Annotated in this window: 13 protein-coding genes and 1 pseudogene; 9 read left to right on the top strand and 5 right to left on the bottom strand. The window is 69.2% G+C overall.

What is annotated here, in order from left to right; genetic code table 11:
• The gene (locus ACGFI6_RS32340; RefSeq protein ID WP_393125323.1) at positions 1–1,404 is read right to left on the bottom strand and encodes a DHA2 family efflux MFS transporter permease subunit; all 1,404 of its coding nucleotides are present in this window, start codon (positions 1,402–1,404) and stop codon (positions 1–3) included.
• A gap of 46 nt (positions 1,405–1,450) precedes the next feature.
• On the opposite strand from ACGFI6_RS32340, the gene ACGFI6_RS32345 reads away from it, so the two are divergent.
• Positions 1,451–1,885 (top strand): MarR family winged helix-turn-helix transcriptional regulator, encoded by a 435-nt coding sequence (locus ACGFI6_RS32345; protein ID WP_393125325.1) that lies wholly within the window; start codon positions 1,451–1,453, stop codon positions 1,883–1,885.
• Here ACGFI6_RS32345 and ACGFI6_RS32350 read toward each other — a convergent pair whose 3' ends face one another.
• The 4 genes from ACGFI6_RS32350 to ACGFI6_RS32365 all read right to left on the bottom strand — a co-directional run bounded on the left by ACGFI6_RS32350 (position 1,886) and on the right by ACGFI6_RS32365 (position 7,782).
• Entirely contained in the window at positions 1,886–2,869 is a 984-nt protein-coding gene (locus tag ACGFI6_RS32350; RefSeq protein WP_393125327.1) for an NAD-dependent epimerase/dehydratase family protein, read from the bottom strand. It lies immediately after the preceding gene.
• A gap of 438 nt (positions 2,870–3,307) precedes the next feature.
• On the bottom strand, positions 3,308–6,169 hold the full coding sequence (locus tag ACGFI6_RS32355; RefSeq protein WP_393125329.1) for a beta-N-acetylhexosaminidase: 2,862 nt from the start codon (positions 6,167–6,169) through the stop codon (positions 3,308–3,310).
• A gap of 102 nt (positions 6,170–6,271) precedes the next feature.
• Positions 6,272–6,925, bottom strand: coding sequence for a response regulator (locus ACGFI6_RS32360; RefSeq protein WP_393125331.1), 654 nt, complete (start codon positions 6,923–6,925; stop codon positions 6,272–6,274).
• Positions 6,922–7,782 carry a sensor histidine kinase gene (locus tag ACGFI6_RS32365; RefSeq protein WP_393125333.1) on the bottom strand — a complete coding sequence of 287 codons (861 nt, stop codon included), beginning with the start codon at positions 7,780–7,782 and terminating at the stop codon, positions 6,922–6,924. The genes ACGFI6_RS32360 and ACGFI6_RS32365 overlap by 4 nt, the downstream gene beginning before the upstream one ends.
• A 122-nt stretch (positions 7,783–7,904) precedes the next feature.
• On the opposite strand from ACGFI6_RS32365, the gene ACGFI6_RS32370 reads away from it, so the two are divergent.
• The 8 genes and pseudogenes from ACGFI6_RS32370 to ACGFI6_RS32405 all read left to right on the top strand — a co-directional run bounded on the left by ACGFI6_RS32370 (position 7,905) and on the right by ACGFI6_RS32405 (position 14,614).
• Positions 7,905–8,618, top strand: a complete 714-nt coding sequence (locus ACGFI6_RS32370) for an ABC transporter ATP-binding protein (RefSeq protein WP_393125335.1) — start codon at positions 7,905–7,907, stop codon at positions 8,616–8,618.
• Positions 8,615–9,388 carry a hypothetical protein gene (locus ACGFI6_RS32375; RefSeq protein WP_393125337.1) on the top strand — a complete coding sequence of 258 codons (774 nt, stop codon included), beginning with the start codon at positions 8,615–8,617 and terminating at the stop codon, positions 9,386–9,388. Before ACGFI6_RS32370 ends, ACGFI6_RS32375 begins: the two co-directional genes overlap by 4 nt.
• On the top strand, positions 9,388–10,044 hold the full coding sequence (locus tag ACGFI6_RS32380) for a hypothetical protein (RefSeq protein ID WP_393125339.1): 657 nt from the start codon (positions 9,388–9,390) through the stop codon (positions 10,042–10,044). Before ACGFI6_RS32375 ends, ACGFI6_RS32380 begins: the two co-directional genes overlap by 1 nt.
• A gap of 159 nt (positions 10,045–10,203) precedes the next feature.
• Positions 10,204–11,430, top strand: coding sequence for a lactonase family protein (locus ACGFI6_RS32385; RefSeq protein ID WP_393125341.1), 1,227 nt, complete (start codon positions 10,204–10,206; stop codon positions 11,428–11,430).
• Positions 11,431–11,488: 58 nt separating this feature from the next.
• Positions 11,489–11,788, top strand: a complete 300-nt coding sequence (locus ACGFI6_RS32390) for an urease subunit gamma (RefSeq protein ID WP_393125513.1) — start codon at positions 11,489–11,491, stop codon at positions 11,786–11,788.
• 8 nt (positions 11,789–11,796) lie between these two features.
• A pseudogene (locus tag ACGFI6_RS32395) lies at positions 11,797–12,093 on the top strand (urease subunit beta); the annotation flags it as partial.
• Between the two features lie 80 nt (positions 12,094–12,173).
• Positions 12,174–13,892, top strand: coding sequence for an urease subunit alpha (gene ureC / locus ACGFI6_RS32400; protein WP_393125343.1), 1,719 nt, complete (start codon positions 12,174–12,176; stop codon positions 13,890–13,892).
• A complete protein-coding gene (locus tag ACGFI6_RS32405) occupies positions 13,892–14,614 on the top strand; it encodes an urease accessory protein UreF (RefSeq protein WP_393125345.1) in 723 nt (240 codons plus the stop codon). The genes ureC and ACGFI6_RS32405 overlap by 1 nt, the downstream gene beginning before the upstream one ends.
• Position 14,615: the final 1 nt, after the last annotated feature.

The raw sequence follows: 14,615 nt of genomic DNA on the forward strand, positions 1-14,615 counted from the left end.
TTACCAGTGGCCCCGGTGGTCGGGGACGAGGAAGGTCAGGGGGATCATCAGGATGAGGAGGGCGGCGAAGGCTATGAAGGTGTAGGCCTGGGTGGTGCCGGGGTTGGTGGCGTGGGTGAGGATCGTGGTGGTGATGGAGACCGCGACGATCCCGCCGGACTGGCGGAACATGCCGCGGAGGCCGGCGATGGCGGAGATGTGTTCGGGGGCGAGTTGCAGGCTGGCGTTGTTCGAGGCCGGGATCGACAGGCCCATGCCGATCCCGGTGATGCCGGCGGCGAGCGCGAGCCAGGCGTACGGGGTGAGGCCGTGCGGCGCCAGTGACATCACGGTCATCCCGCACGCGACCAGGACGAAGCCTCCGATCATCGGAGCCCGGTAGCCGGTCCGGCGGAGTGCGAAGACCGCGAGTCCCGCGACGCAGATCATGCCGACCGCCCGGGCCGTGAGCAGCGTGCCGGCTTGGAGCGGCGCGATGCCGTACCGCGATTCGGCGTACAGGGGGACCAGCGCCCCGAAGCCGAGCATCGCCGCGCCGAACAGGAAGTTGATGATGTTCATCGCGCCGAAGCCGCGGCCGCGGAGCAGATGCAGCGGGATGAACGGCGCCGCGTGCCGGTTCGCGTGCCGGACGAACAGCACTCCGAGGACGAGCGCGACCAGCATCGACGCGATGAACAGTGGATCCGTCGGCTCCGCACCGGTACCGCCGAGCGAGCTGATCCCGTACATGCCGGAGAGCATCGTCAGCGCCAGCAGGACCGCGCCGATCCCGTCGACGCGGGACGCGGCCTGCGGCTTGCTGTTCGGGATGAAGCGCAGCGCGAGCACGATCAGGATCAGCCCGATCGGTACGTTGACGACGAAGATCTCCCGCCACGACCAGTACGTGACGATCACGCCGCCGATGATCGGGCCGATGATGCCGCCGATCGGGAAGATCGAGGTGAACATGCCGATCGCGCGATCGCGGTCGCGGCCGAACTGCTCCGCGACGATGCCGGTCGCGGTCGGCATGAACGCACCGCCGCCGATCGCCTGGACCGCACGGAACACCACCAGCAGGTAGATGTTGTCGGCCAGCGCGCAGCACAGCGACGCGGCGGTGAACAGCGCCGCGGCGCCGAGGAAGACCTTCTTGCGGCCGAACTGGTCGCCGAGCCGGCCGGCCAGCGGCAGCACGATGATCTGGCCGAGCGCGTAGACCGTGATCGTCCAGCCGCTCCAGGTCAGCTCCGCGTGCAGGTCGCCGCGGATGGCGTTGAGCGCGGTGGCCACTATGGTCTGATCGATCGAGGCCATCAGCAGGGCGATCGCGACGATGCCGAAGACGATCCGCCGATGAGCCAGCGGCTCGTCTGCGGCCGGCTCGGCGGTCGCCGGTGGTGTTCTCGGCGGTTTCATCGAGGATCACGATACATTGCTTGCTGGCAGGCAATAAAGGGGTGACATGACCGACACCGACACGTTGAGCAAGCTCCGCGGGGTGATCTCCAAGCTCGCGCGGGAGCTCAATGCCACGGCGACCGACGAGGGTCTGACGCCGACCCAGGCGTCCGTACTCGGCCTGATCGCCTTCCGCGGCCCGCTCGGGCTGACCGAGCTCGCGCAGCGCGAGGGCCTGAATCCGACGATGCTCTCGCGGGTCGTCGGCCGGCTAACCGAGCTCGAGCTGATCCAGCGCGACTCGAACCCGGACGACCTGCGCGCCGTCCGGGTCGAGGCTACCGACGCCGGCCGCCAGTTGCACGAACGCGTCAAACTGCTCCGCACCCAGGCGCTCGGCGCCTGCCTCGACCAGCTCCCGGACAAGTCCGCGCGAACGATTGTCGCCGCCCTGCCCGCCCTCGAGGAGCTCGCTCAGGCCCTCCGTACCACCCGCTGATCAGACCGCGTAGCGGGAGATAAGGGTGTTCATCGCCTCGTCGATGGTGCTGTCGACGCGCCGGCGGGCGGGATCCTCGTCGTACCAGGCGACGATCTCGCGGGCGCCTGCCTCGAACGGGATGGTCGCGACGTAGTCCGGGACCACGCTCCGCAGCTTGCTGTTGTCGAAGACGGCCGAGTGCGTCTTGTCGCCGAGCAGGCCGGCGCCCCATCTCGGATCGAGCGCGGCGATCGCATCCGACGGGACGTGCACGATCTGTGCCGAGACGCCGGCCGCAGCGGCGAGCGCGTGCGCGATCTGGTCCCAGGTCAGTACGTCGTCGGACGTGATCTGGAAGGCGTCGCCGAGGGTCCGCGGGTGCCCGAGCAGCGGGACGAACCCGCGGGCAAAGTCGCGGTGGTGCGTCAGCGTCCACAGCGACGTCCCGTCACCGTGAATCACGACCGGCTCGCCGCGGCGCATCCGTTCGACGATGGTCCAGCCGCCGTCGAACGGCACGCTGGTGCGGTCGTACGTGTGTGACGGCCGCACGACCGTGACCGGGTAGCCCTCGTCGCGGTACAGCCCAGTCAGCAGGTCCTCGCAGGCGATCTTGTTCCGCGAGTACTGCCAGTGCGGGTTCCGCAGCGGCGTCGACTCGGTGATGGGCAGCCGCTCCGGCGGGGTCTGGTACGCCGACGCCGAGCTGATGAACACGTACTGGCCGGCATGCCCGCGGAACGCGTCGGTCCGGGCACGCACCTGGTCCGGAGTGAACGCGATCCAGTCCACGACGACGTCGAAGTCCTGCGCGGCGACCTCGGCCAGCGCGGCAGGGTCCTCGACGTCGGCGGTGAGCACGTGCGCCTCCGGGGGCAGGGCCCGGGTCGACGTCTTGCCGCGGTTGACGACGGTGAGATCGAGTCCGGCCTCGACGGCCCGCCACGAGCAGGCCGAGCTGATGATTCCGGTTCCGCCGAGAAAGAGGACACGCAGGCTCATTCGAACAACTCCTCGAGATCGCACGCCGCCGGGCTCCGCCGCCCCAGTACCTCTGAAGATACCGTGAAGCCCTTGCCGCCCTGAGGGAGTCTCACGCCGGACGAGCGGAGATCCGGCACTCCTGTCGTATGTGTGGGTGGACCGACGGACATTTCGACAGGTAGTGCACCCCGAGACACCGTCCGCGCACCGCACTTCCACGCTCAGGTGCACTACTCACCGGCCAGACCCCAACCGACATGTCCTGTCGAACTGTCCGCCCCGCCACCCCAGACCACACGCAGCCGGCATCCACGGCTCGGAATCGGAGTGGTCGGTACCCACACATCGGACGCCAGAGCCGGATATCCCGTCCTGTTGAGGGTCCTCTGCCCGCATAACAGCGGAGAACCCTCAACACGAGCGGGTGTCCGCTCGTGTTGAGGGCGCTGCGCGCGGTCAGAGTTGGGCGCACTGGCCTGACTTCGGGCCGGAGACCGAGTTCGGCCGGCCGGCGTTGGTGGGTGCGGGGACGTTGCCCGTACAGGACAGCGGCCCGCTGATGTGGTTGCCGGAGACAACCGTCGAGCCGGTGTTGTGCTGTACGTTCACCGGCCCCTTGATCGTAGACGGAGCGCACTCACCCTGCGGGTTCCCGATCCAGACGCGCGTTCCACCGCTGATGTTGACGGGCCCGGACACTGTCGTCCCGCACAGGAGAACGTTGCCTGCTCCGGACGCCGCGACGGGTCCGCGGATCTCCGACCCGACGGCGTAGAGCCCGGCACCCGGAGCCACGTTGACCGGCCCCGAGACCGTCGCGCCGTCGAAGCACGCGACCCCCGACGACACGCTCACCGGGCCCTGGTGCGTCCCGCTGAGCATCGTCGTACAGGCCGGTACTCCGGTCGCGACGAACGGGACGACCCAGGTCTGGCCTTGACGGCTGTACGTGACAGCGCCGTGGTAGACACCGTCCGCCGGGTAGGTGTGACTCCCGCTGACGGTCATCACACTCCTGCCCTGGCGTTGACTCGCGATGTAATCGCGCGCCGCGATGCTGCCGGCCTCCGCCGTGGATCGGTCGCCCCAGTCGATCGTCGCAGTGAACTCACCAGGCGGCAGCGAGCCCGCAGCCAGACGTCCGAGCGGCGCGTTGCTCACTGCCTTGTCGACGCCGAAGCGGACGGTCGTGCCCATTGACTCCGGCGTCCAGCTGACCTGGGAGATCGAGCCGAAGTTGACCCCGGCGAACGCCCAGCGAGCACCGGCCACGCTGAGCCGCTGGCGATACGAGTCGTAGTCCTGGGTGAGGACCTTGGGGGACCAGGCCTTCTCCAGGATGCCGGCCAGCCGCGGGAACACCATGAACTCGTTGGTGGCCAGGCCGCGCATCTGCTCGCCCCAGATCGGTGCCTCGATGCCGATGATGTCCTCGGCCTTCGGGCCGCCGTACGCCGGTTGCGCCCAGACCGAGCGGTACTTCTCGTACACCCACTCCGGATCCCACGTGTAGGCCTTGTCGAGCTCGGTACGCGGCGTGCGGCCGGGCGAACCGTCGTACCCGAAGTCGAGGTACGCGTTCCACTCGGGGGTGGTGATGACGTCACGGCCCTGGTTGAACCACTCCGGCTTGATCAACGGCGGCCCGCCGCCGGTGTAGTCGGACCAGTAGTGGTTGATCGACGTCGAGCCCGGTGCGTAGCCCTCGAGTGCCGGGTTCCAGCCCATCAGACGCTTGCCTGCGCCGTCGACGATCTGCTCCATCTGGCCGATCCACCACTTGTAGTCCTCGTGCGGCATGCCGATCGCCTCGTCGCCGCCGATGTGGATGATCGGCCCGGGCGAGATCGCGGCGAGCTGGGCGATCGCGTCGCGCCAGAAGTCGAGCGCGCGGCCGCTGGCCGGGTCGTTCGGGTTCGTGCAGAACCGGTCGGTCTGGGTCTGGCCCTGGCAGCCCATCACCGCGACGCCGCCCAGGGAGCGGACCGCTGCCGTGGCGTGTGCCGGGCCTTCCAGCTCGGGGACGATCTCGATGAAGCGATCGGCGGCGTACTTGACCAGGCACTTGAAGTCCTCCTGCGTGTAGAAGCCGGACAGACAGGCCGATCCGTTGCAGCCGGTGCCGTCGAGGGCCGGGTAGCCCTTGATCTCCAGGCGCCAGGACTGGGAGTCGCTGAGGTGCAGGTGCAGCCGGTCACCCTTCAAGGCCGCCAGCTGGTCGATCATCGAGCGGATCTCGGCCACGGTCAGGAAGTTCCGGGCCGGGTCGAGCTGGAGACCTCGATGCTCGTACCGCGGATAGTCCAGGACGGTCAGCGGTTGCGCCGTCCACGGACCCGCACCGGCCGTCGGCGAATTGATTGCCGCGGGCAACAGCTGGCGCAGGCTCGCGAAGCCGTTGAACAGGCCGTGGGCCTGCGGGGCGACGATCTTCGCCCCGGCGCTCGACACGCTGAGTGAGTAGCCTTCCGCGGACTTGTCCTGCGGTAGGCCCGCAACGGGTCCAAGGCTCAACGAGATGTCCGAGGCGGTGGCCGAACCCGTCACGACCGGGAGGACGTACCCCGTGGCCGGCCGCAGATAGCCGGCGAGGAGCTCGGCGGTCGCGGTGAGGTTGCTGCCGGAGACGACGATGCGGGACGTGTCCGTGAGCTCCCACGGCTGACCTGTCCCAGGGCTCTGTTTCACCGGCACGGGGATGATCTGCCCGACGGTCGGCGCCGGCTTCGGGCCGGACCAGAGCTCGAATTCGTTGATGGTGTACCCAACAGTGGAGGTCGTGGCTAGGCCCTGCATGCGGACGCACGAGATCGGGTCCTTGCGGTCGATCACATGCGAATCCTTGTCGTCCGGATTCACCACATGGGACACCGTGGACCACGTCTGGCAGTCACTGTCCGTGGAGACCTGCAGGTCGTACTCGGTCGGCTTGGCCGGCGACGTCCAGCGGCTGAACACTTCGTAGACCGGAGCAGGCGTGGCCAGCTTGACCTGGAACCAGTCCTGCGTCGGGTCGTAGCCGCCGCCGACCGACGCGTAGTTCGAGGTCCAGCCGTTGTGGACGAAGACGTCGATGGCGTTGGCGGGTGCGTACGTCGCCGCGGGAGCGGTCGTGCGCTGGGACTTGGCCGATGCGACCGCACCAGGGAGCAGCGCGAGGTTGACGCTGTCCGGAGCATCGGCGGTGGTCGTGGGCGTGCCGGCGGCGGCCTGTCCCACTGCGAGTGGGACGAGCGCGGTGGCCAGCAGCGCACCGATGGTCAGAGCGGGGACAGCACGAGGCCGATGGCCTCTTGGTTTCGACGAGGGGAATCTCACGTCTCTCCTTACCGGTGCTGGACGGTGTCACGCGGGCGTGGAGGGCGACCGTTCAGTGATTTTCCCGCCCCGCCAGTCACCCGGCAAGGCCGAACGCGAGTCCTAGGGGGCGACGAGGCCCTGCTCGTAGGCCGCGATCACCAGTTGTGCGCGGTCGCGGGCGTGCAGCTTGGCGAGGAGGTTGCCGATGTGCGTCTTGACCGTGCCCATCGAGATGACGAGGGTCTCGGTGATCTCCTGGTTCGACAGGCCGCGGCCGACGAGAGTCAGCACCTCCGCCTCCCGGTCGGTCAGCACCGCCGGAACTTCGGTTGCCCTGGGCATCGATCGGCCGAGGTAGTGCTCGACCAGCCGGGTCAGGATGCTCGGTGCGAAGAGCGACTCGCCGGCGTACGTCCGGCGGACGGCGTCGACGAGGCGGGCGGGCTCGGCATCTTTCAGCAGGAAGCCGCTGGCGCCGGCCCGGAGGGCGGCATGTACGTACTCGTCCAGCTCGAACATGCTCAGCACGAGTACGCGGGTGCCGGCCAGCGCGGGCTCGGCGACGATCCGCCTGGTCGCCTCGATGCCGTCGCCGCCGGGCATGCGGATGTCCATCAGCACCACGTCCGGCTGCAGCTCGATCGCTTGGGCGACCGCTTCCGCGCCGGTCCCGGCCTCGCCGACCACTGAGAGATCGGGCACGCCGTCGATGATGAGCCGGAGACTGTGCCGGATCAGCGGCTGGTCGTCGACCACCAAGACGCTGGCACTCACCGGCGTAGCGCCTCGGGGATGCGGACGCACAGCTCGTATCCGGTGCCGGCCGAGCCGGATCGGAGGGTGCCGCCGAGGGCCGCGACCCGCTCACGGAGGTGGGCGAGACCGACGCCGGCTCCAGGATGTGGCGACCAGTCCGCGACGGGACCGTCGTCGGTGATCCGGGTGACGATCTGGTCGCCCTCCCGGCCGACGGTGATGTGCGCGCGGGTCGGGCCGGCGTGCCTCGCGGTGTTCGCGAGGGCTTCGCGGACAACCGCACAGACGGTGACCTGGGTACCGCCGGAGATTGCCCCGAGCTCGCCGACCGATAGTTGCGCGATCACCCCGGCCGTACGGGCGGCGTCGACGAGCTGTGGTAGAGCGTCCAACGATCCGACCGGGCTCAAGGGCGTCTCGTCACCGGGAGTGCGCAGTACGGCGAGCATGCGGCGCAACTCGGTGGTGGCTTCACGGCCGGCGTGTTCGATGTCGGCCAACGCGGCGGCGCGCTCGGCCTCCCCGGCGGGTCCGGTCAGCGCACGCGCCGCGGCGGCGCGGACGGTGATGAGCCCGAGGCCGTGCGAGGCGAGATCGTGCAGGTCGCGGGCGATCCGCAGCCGTTCGGCCTGGGTGGCTCGCTCGGCGGCCCACGAGGTCAGCTCGTCCTCGTACCGGCGGCGCTGGCGTCGCGTCCGGAGCAGGGCGACGGCCACGACGGTCACGGCGCAACCGAGGGTCGCGCAGATCGCTGCTGCGGCCGCGATCGGTGGGCTCGTGCCGGCGGTCATCAGTACACCTAGCAGTACGACGAGGAGAGCCAACGCGACCGGCCAGGCGCGTGAGCGCAGCACGGGTCGGTCGCCGGATTCCATCTGTCCAGTCTAGGTAGCCAACGGCTTGCCCACATCGGACCTGGGTCCGACAGACCAGGAGCCGACGAGGTCCGGACCGCGGGCCGATCCGGTGGCGCCGCGGCCCGATTGGGATGGTGGACATGATCTCGATCGACCAACTCGTCAAACGCCGCGGGTCCAGAACGGTCCTCGACCAGGTCGGCTTCGCGGCACGACCCGGCCGGGTGACCGCGTTCCTCGGTCCGAACGGCGCCGGCAAATCGTCCACCTTGCGCATCCTGCTCGGTCTCGACCGGGCGGACGGCGGCAGCGCACTGATCGACGGCCGGCCGTACCGAACTCTGCGGAACCCACTACGCACCGTGGGGTCGATGCTCGAGGGCTCCGGCGCGCATCGGTCCCGGCGGGCCCGGAACCATCTCGGATGGGTTGCCCGGAGCAACGGCATCCCGCAGCGCCGGGTGGAAGAGGTGCTGGGAGCAGTCGGCCTGGCGGATGCCGGCAGAGTGCGCGTGGCGAAGTACTCGCTGGGGATGGGGCAGCGGCTCGGGATCGGGGCCGCGCTGCTCGGCGAGCCGGAGGCGCTCGTCCTGGACGAGCCGGTGAACGGGCTCGATCCGGAAGGCATCCGCTGGATCCGCGGGCTGCTGCGTGGCCACGCGGACGCGGGCGGAACGGTGCTGCTGTCGAGTCACCTGATGAGCGAGGTGGCCGATGTTGCCGACGACCTGGTGGTGATCGCCGCCGGGCGGATCGTGAAGACCGGCACCGTCACGGAGGTGACAGCTGGGTACGACGACTTGGAGCAGGCGTTCTTCGCGTTGACCGGCGACGGACAGGAGACGGTCCGATGAGACTGCTGTACGCCGAGCTGCGCAAGGCCGCAACGCTGCCCGCGGTCTGGATCGGCCTCGCGGTCGCGCTGCTGGGATCGATCGCGGTCACCGTGCTCAACTCGCTCGCAGTAAGTCGTGCGCTCGTCGAAGGCCGGACCGGCGCGGTGTCCTTCACGTCACCGTTCGACACGGCGTTCGCCATCATGCCGCTGGGGACGGTCGGTGCGGTCGTGATCGGCGTCGTCGTGTTCAGCAGCGAGTACACCGCCAACAACGCCGATGCGGGCGGTGGCCGGCAGGTGCTGACCACCTTGATCGCGACCCCACAACGGCTTCGGGTGTTGTCCGCGAAGGCCTGCACGCTGATGCTGTTCGTCCTCGCGATCGCCGCAGCGACGATGCCGATCACCGCGGGGATCGCGCACGTGCTCATCGACCGGCCGGAGACGGTCGGCCTCGGGGATGCCATCCTGCGCTGCCTGGGTGGGATCTTGTACTGGGAGTTGAGCGGACTGATGGCGTTCGCGATCACTGTGCTGCTGCGGAACGGCATCATCCCGCTGATTGTGCTGATCCTGAACAGCTCGGTGGTGTCCGTTTCGTTCCTGCTGACCAAGGTCACGGCGCTGGCGTTCTGGCTTCCGGACATCGCGGGGCGCCGGCTCTTCGGCGACGTACCGACCGTTGATGGTGGGCCCGGTGCCGTACCTGGTGGGATCGCAATGGCGCTCTGGGCGCTGGCGCTCTGCGGGGTCGCGGGGTTGGTGTTCGTCCACCGGGACGCCTGATGAACGCCGTTCGCGCCGAGCTCGACAAGCTGCGGACGCTGCCGATCACTGCGCTGTCGTTCGCGGGGACCATGCTTGTGGCCGTGCTCATCACGATCGCGCAGGTGAAGGCGGGACAGGTGGTCGATGTCGTGCCTTATGTCCAGGTCGGTCTGGTGCTGATCGGCGTGCTGCCGTCCACCCACGAGTACGCCGGCCGCCAGCTTCGTACGTCGCTCATCGCCGTGCCGCGGCGCGTGCGCCTGGTCGGCGCGAAGACGATCGCCGCACTGATCGCGGGCGTTCTTGCTGCGGTGCTGAGTCTCGGCGCGACGGCGATCACGCAGTACGCGTTCGGCAACACCCTCGACGTACGGGGGCTCGCGGGCGCGGGGACGTACCTGGTCCTGATCGCCCTGCTCGCGCATGCGGCCGGCCTGCTCCTGCACCACTTGATCCCCGCACTGGTGAGCATGCTCTGCCTCGTCGTGCTCATCTCGCCCGTCGTCGCAGCCGCGACCGACGCCGCCCGCTGGCTCCCGGACCGCGCGGCCGCGCAGCTCTACAACCCGACCGACGCCGTCCTCACCGCGACCACCGGCGCGCTGATCAGCGTGGTCTGGATCCTGGTCGTCGGAGCCCTCGGCGCCGCCCGGTTCACGCGCACCGACGCGTGACGTGGACCCGTACCCCAGTCGCGGGCTGTGGCGGTCGGCTGGGGTACTGGCCCGGGGATTCCTCGATGCGGCGCCGCCGGGGGCGGCGGAGGCTCTGGGAGAGGTCGCAAGTGTGGGACCGACCAGGCGGAGAATCGGAGAACGACGATGGAGCGAGACATGCAGGGACCCGGTCACCTGTACATCCAGACGAACGAGGTCAAGAACTGCGTCATCCACTACCGGCGGTCCGCCGACGGCACGATCAGTGAAGTGGAGCGGATTCCGACCGGCGGTGCCGGATCCGGCGTCTACAAGCCGATCAGCGGCCAGGAGAGCGCGCCGAACGCGTTCGAGGCCGCGGGCAGCGTGATTCTGACGGCCGATCGGCGGTTCCTGTTCGCGACCAACGGCGGCGACAACTCGGTGTCGAGCTTCGGTGTGAGCGACGACGGCAAGCTGACGCTGATCGACGTCAAGCGGACCGGCAACCTGGTCACCGGGCGCAGCGGAACGGCCAAGTCGCTGGCCTACCTGCCGGCCACGAACACACTGTTCGTACTGCACTCGTTCGGGCCCGATCACGTCCGGCTGATGCAGGTCGACGCCGACGGCAGGCTGACCGCGCGTCCCGAGGGCTACACGGTGAACACGCCGACCAAGCCGCTGCGCGTCTCCACGATGGTCGTACTCTCGCCGGACGAGAAGTACCTGGTCGTCGGCACGACGTTCGACGAGCCGGCGAAGGCGAACCCGGACGGATCGCCGATCCTGTGGGCCGACCAGCCCGACGGTTCGAAGAAGTCCGTGGCGTCCAACGCGCCGGACCCGGACGGCCTGATCGTGTTCCCCGTGCAGGGGGACGGCTCACTCGGTGAGGGCATGTTCCAGGACGGTGGCGGCGGGTCGCCGTTCTACCCCGCGTTCCTGCACCACCGGCCGCACTTGTTCGTCATCGGGTACGCCGTAGGTGACGGCGTCGGGCTGGCGACCCTCGCCGCCGACGGCAAGATCGGGACCGGGCCGGTCGTGAAGATCGACACCAGCGCCGGCCAGCCGTCCGAGCTGTGCTGGCTCGCGGTCTCGCCGGACGACCAGTGGGTGTTCGCGACGAACTTCGGCTACTCCAACATCAGCAGCTTCCGGATCGACGGCGACGTGATCTCGCTCGTGCACGACTCGGCGAGCCCGAAGGTGCCCGGCGACGGGACGTTCCGCGCGCTGAACGGGACCGTGAGCAGTGGTCCCAGCGACAACCTGCTGACGCCGGACGGCAGCTACCTCTACCAGATCTACGCCAACGCCTCGAAGCTCGTCGGGTACGCCGTCCAGCCGGACGGATCGCTCAGCGAGGTGACCAGTGCGGACATCCCGTACAACAGCCCGCAGGGCCTGGCCGGGTTCTGACGCGATGAGCGACGCTGGCCCCGGGGGGCCGCGCATCGAGGCGGGTGTCTCGTCCTTGATGCTCAGCCCCCGGGAGACGGAGAAACTGGTGATCTACCAGGTCGCCGAGCTGGCCCGGCGGCGCAAGGGTCGCGGCCTCAAGCTGAACTTTCCCGAGTCGATCGCACTGATCACCGAGGCGCTGCTCGAAGCGGCCCGGGACGGGCGGTCGGTGGCCGAGGTCACCGAGCTCGGCAGACAGGTGCTGACCCGGGACGACGTACTGCCCGGCGTGCCCGAAATGGTGACCATCGTTCAGGTCGAGGCGACGTTCCGGACCGGCACGCAGCTGGTGGCTGTTGCCAACCCGATTCCGTAGGGGACGAGATGATTCCAGGCGAGTGGCTGCTGTCCGACGAGCCCATCGAGATCAACGCCGGTCGCCGCACCCAGCGGCTGCCGGTCCGCAACACCGGTGACCGGCCGATCCAGGTCGGCTCGCACTACCACTTCTTCGAGATCAACCGGGCGCTGGACTTCGACCGCGCCGCGGCGCTCGGGATGCGGCTCGACGTGCCGTCCGGCCAGTCGATCCGGTTCGAGCCCGGCGACGAACGCGAGGTCGACCTGGTCGAGTTCGGAGGGTCGCGGCGGGTGGTGGGGTTCAGCGGGCTGCTCGACGGTGCCGCCTCCAATCCGCGGTCCCGCGCCCGGGCTCTGGAACGGGCGCGGGACCGCGGGTTCTCCGGAGCGAAGGAGCAGTCGTGACCACGGTCTCGAGGAGGCAGTACGCCTCGCTGTACGGCCCGACCGCCGGCGACCGTTTCCGGCTGGCCGACACGGCACTCCTGGCCCGGGTCGAACGCAGCCTGATCCTGCCCGGCGAGGAAGCGATCTATGGCGGCGGCAAGTCGATCCGCGACGGGATGGCGCAGGTGCCGGGGCTGCGCAACGCGGATGGGGCGCTCGATCTGGTGATCACCTCGGTGATCGTGATGGATGCGGTGATCGGCATCGTGAAGGCCGACATCGGCGTCAAGGACGGGCGGATCGTGGGCATCGGCCAGGCCGGGAACCCGCTCGTACAGGACGGGGTGTCCGCGGACCTGCTGATCGGTCCCGGCACCGAGGTGATCTCCGGCGAAGGCCTGGTCGCAACGGCCGGCGCGATCGACTCGCACGTGCACTTCCTGACGCCGGCACAGGTCCCGCACGCACTGTCCAGCGGGGTGACGACCATGCTCGGCGGCGGCACCGGTCCCGCCGACGGGTCGAAGGGTACGACGTGCACACCCGGACCGTGGAACCTGGCCAGGATGTTCGAGGCCACCGCCGGCCTGCCCGTCAACGTGGGCTTCATGGGCAAGGGCAACAGCAGTCGTCCCGAAAGCCTGCGCGAGCAGGTCGAGGCAGGCGTGTGCGGTCTCAAGGTGCATGAGGACTGGGGTGCAACGCCTGCTGCGCTGGACTGTGCGCTGACGGTCGCCGACGAGTACGACGTACAGGTGGCTCTGCATGCCGACACGCTCAACGAGGGCGGGTACCTGGCGGACACCCTCGACGCGATCGACGGCCGGACGATCCACAGCTACCACACCGAGGGCGCGGGCGGCGGGCATGCGCCGGACATGATGGCGATCGCGTCGCTGCCGAACGTCCTGCCGTCGTCGACCAATCCGACCCGTCCGTACACGACCGACACCACGGACAACCTGTTCTACATGACGATCGTGACCCACCACCTGAACCCCGACAATCCGGAGGACGTCGCGTTCGCGCAGTCCCGGATCCGCGCGGAGACCGAGGCGGCCGAGGACGTACTGCACGACCTGGGCGTGCTCAGCATGTACTCGTCGGACTCGCAGGCGATGGGTCGCGTCGGCGACACGGTGTCGACCTGCTGGCGGACCGCGGACAAGATGAAGAAGGTGACCGGGAGCCTGCCGGGAGAGAACGACGGCGACGACAACCAGCGCATCCTGCGGTACCTGGCGAAGCTGACGATCAACCCGGCGCGAACCCACGGGATCGGGCATGTCGTCGGCTCGCTGGAGCCGGGAAAGCTCGCCGACATCGTGCTGTGGCCGACGAACACGTTCGGGGTCAAGCCGAAGTACGTGATCAAGGGCGGCATGGTGGCCTGGTCGGTGATGGGGGACGCGAACGCCTCCATCCCGACGCCGGAGCCGGTGTTGCTGCAGCCGATGTTCGGGGCGCTCGGGAAGGCCGCCGGGCGTACGTCGGTGACGTTCGTGTCGCAGGCGGCGGCCGAGGCGCAGGTGATGGAACGGCTCGGTGTCGATCGGGCGATCGAGGCGGTCCGCGGCTGCCGTACTGTCGGCAAGGCGCAGATGGTGCGGAACGATCTGACGCCGGAGATCGTGGTCGACACGGAGACGTACCAGGTCTCCGTCGACGGGGAGCCGGCCGTGGTGCCCGCGGCGGACGAGGTCCCGATGTCTCAGCTCTACTACATCGTCTGATGAACGATCAGCCGGAACGGCTCCTGGGCTTGCTGTCCGTACTGCAGCTGAGCGACTCGGCGTTCCCGAGTGGGCGCTACACACTGTCGTACGGCCTGGAGACCTTGGCGCAGTCCGGCCGGCTCGCGATGCCGAGTGACCCGGCGGCCCTGGTTGCTGTGTTGCGGGATCAGGTGCGGCTGTCGGTTGCGCCGTCGGACGGGGTCGCGCTCGCCTGTGCGCATCGTGCGACGGTCGGCGCGGACTCGCTGGACATCGAGCTGGCTGTTCGGGCCGACGAGCGGTTGACCGCCGTGAAGCTGTCGCGGGAAGCGCGGGAGACCTCGACGCGTACGGGGCGAGCGTTGCTCCGGGTTGCGACGTCGGCGTTCGGTGCCGGAGCCCTCGCCCAGTACGCGCGCGAGGTTGCGGCCAGGCGCGCTCCGGGCAATCACGCGGTGGTGCTGGGTGTGCTCAGCGCGGCGCTCGGCGTACCGCGTCCGGAGGCGGTGGCGGGCGAGTTGTTCGCGTTCGCTGCCAGTTGGACCGCGGCCGCGGTGCGGTTGGCCGTGACGGATCACGGTACGGCCCAGGCCGTCCTGCACGAGGTGCGTACGGATCTCGCCGCGGCGGCCGAACGCGCGGCTGACCAGGACGTTTCCGGTATCACCAGCTGCACACCGCTGCTGGACGTGATGGCGATGCGGCACGAGGAGACCGAGCTTCGGCTGTTCGCCAGTTAGT

Source organism: Kribbella sp. NPDC048928 (assembly GCF_043197975.1).
GTDB lineage: Bacteria > Actinomycetota > Actinomycetes > Propionibacteriales > Kribbellaceae > Kribbella.

Coding starts and splice junctions, on each gene's coding strand:
- ACGFI6_RS32340 (WP_393125323.1), bottom strand. CDS start 1,404: ATGAAACCGCCGAGAACACCACCGGCGACCGCCGAGCCGGCCGCAGAC.
- ACGFI6_RS32345 (WP_393125325.1), top strand. CDS start 1,451: ATGACCGACACCGACACGTTGAGCAAGCTCCGCGGGGTGATCTCCAAG.
- ACGFI6_RS32350 (WP_393125327.1), bottom strand. CDS start 2,869: ATGAGCCTGCGTGTCCTCTTTCTCGGCGGAACCGGAATCATCAGCTCG.
- ACGFI6_RS32365 (WP_393125333.1), bottom strand. CDS start 7,782: ATGGAATCCGGCGACCGACCCGTGCTGCGCTCACGCGCCTGGCCGGTC.
- ACGFI6_RS32370 (WP_393125335.1), top strand. CDS start 7,905: ATGATCTCGATCGACCAACTCGTCAAACGCCGCGGGTCCAGAACGGTC.
- ACGFI6_RS32375 (WP_393125337.1), top strand. CDS start 8,615: ATGAGACTGCTGTACGCCGAGCTGCGCAAGGCCGCAACGCTGCCCGCG.
- ACGFI6_RS32380 (WP_393125339.1), top strand. CDS start 9,388: ATGAACGCCGTTCGCGCCGAGCTCGACAAGCTGCGGACGCTGCCGATC.
- ACGFI6_RS32385 (WP_393125341.1), top strand. CDS start 10,204: ATGCAGGGACCCGGTCACCTGTACATCCAGACGAACGAGGTCAAGAAC.
- ACGFI6_RS32390 (WP_393125513.1), top strand. CDS start 11,489: ATGCTCAGCCCCCGGGAGACGGAGAAACTGGTGATCTACCAGGTCGCC.
- ACGFI6_RS32405 (WP_393125345.1), top strand. CDS start 13,892: ATGAACGATCAGCCGGAACGGCTCCTGGGCTTGCTGTCCGTACTGCAG.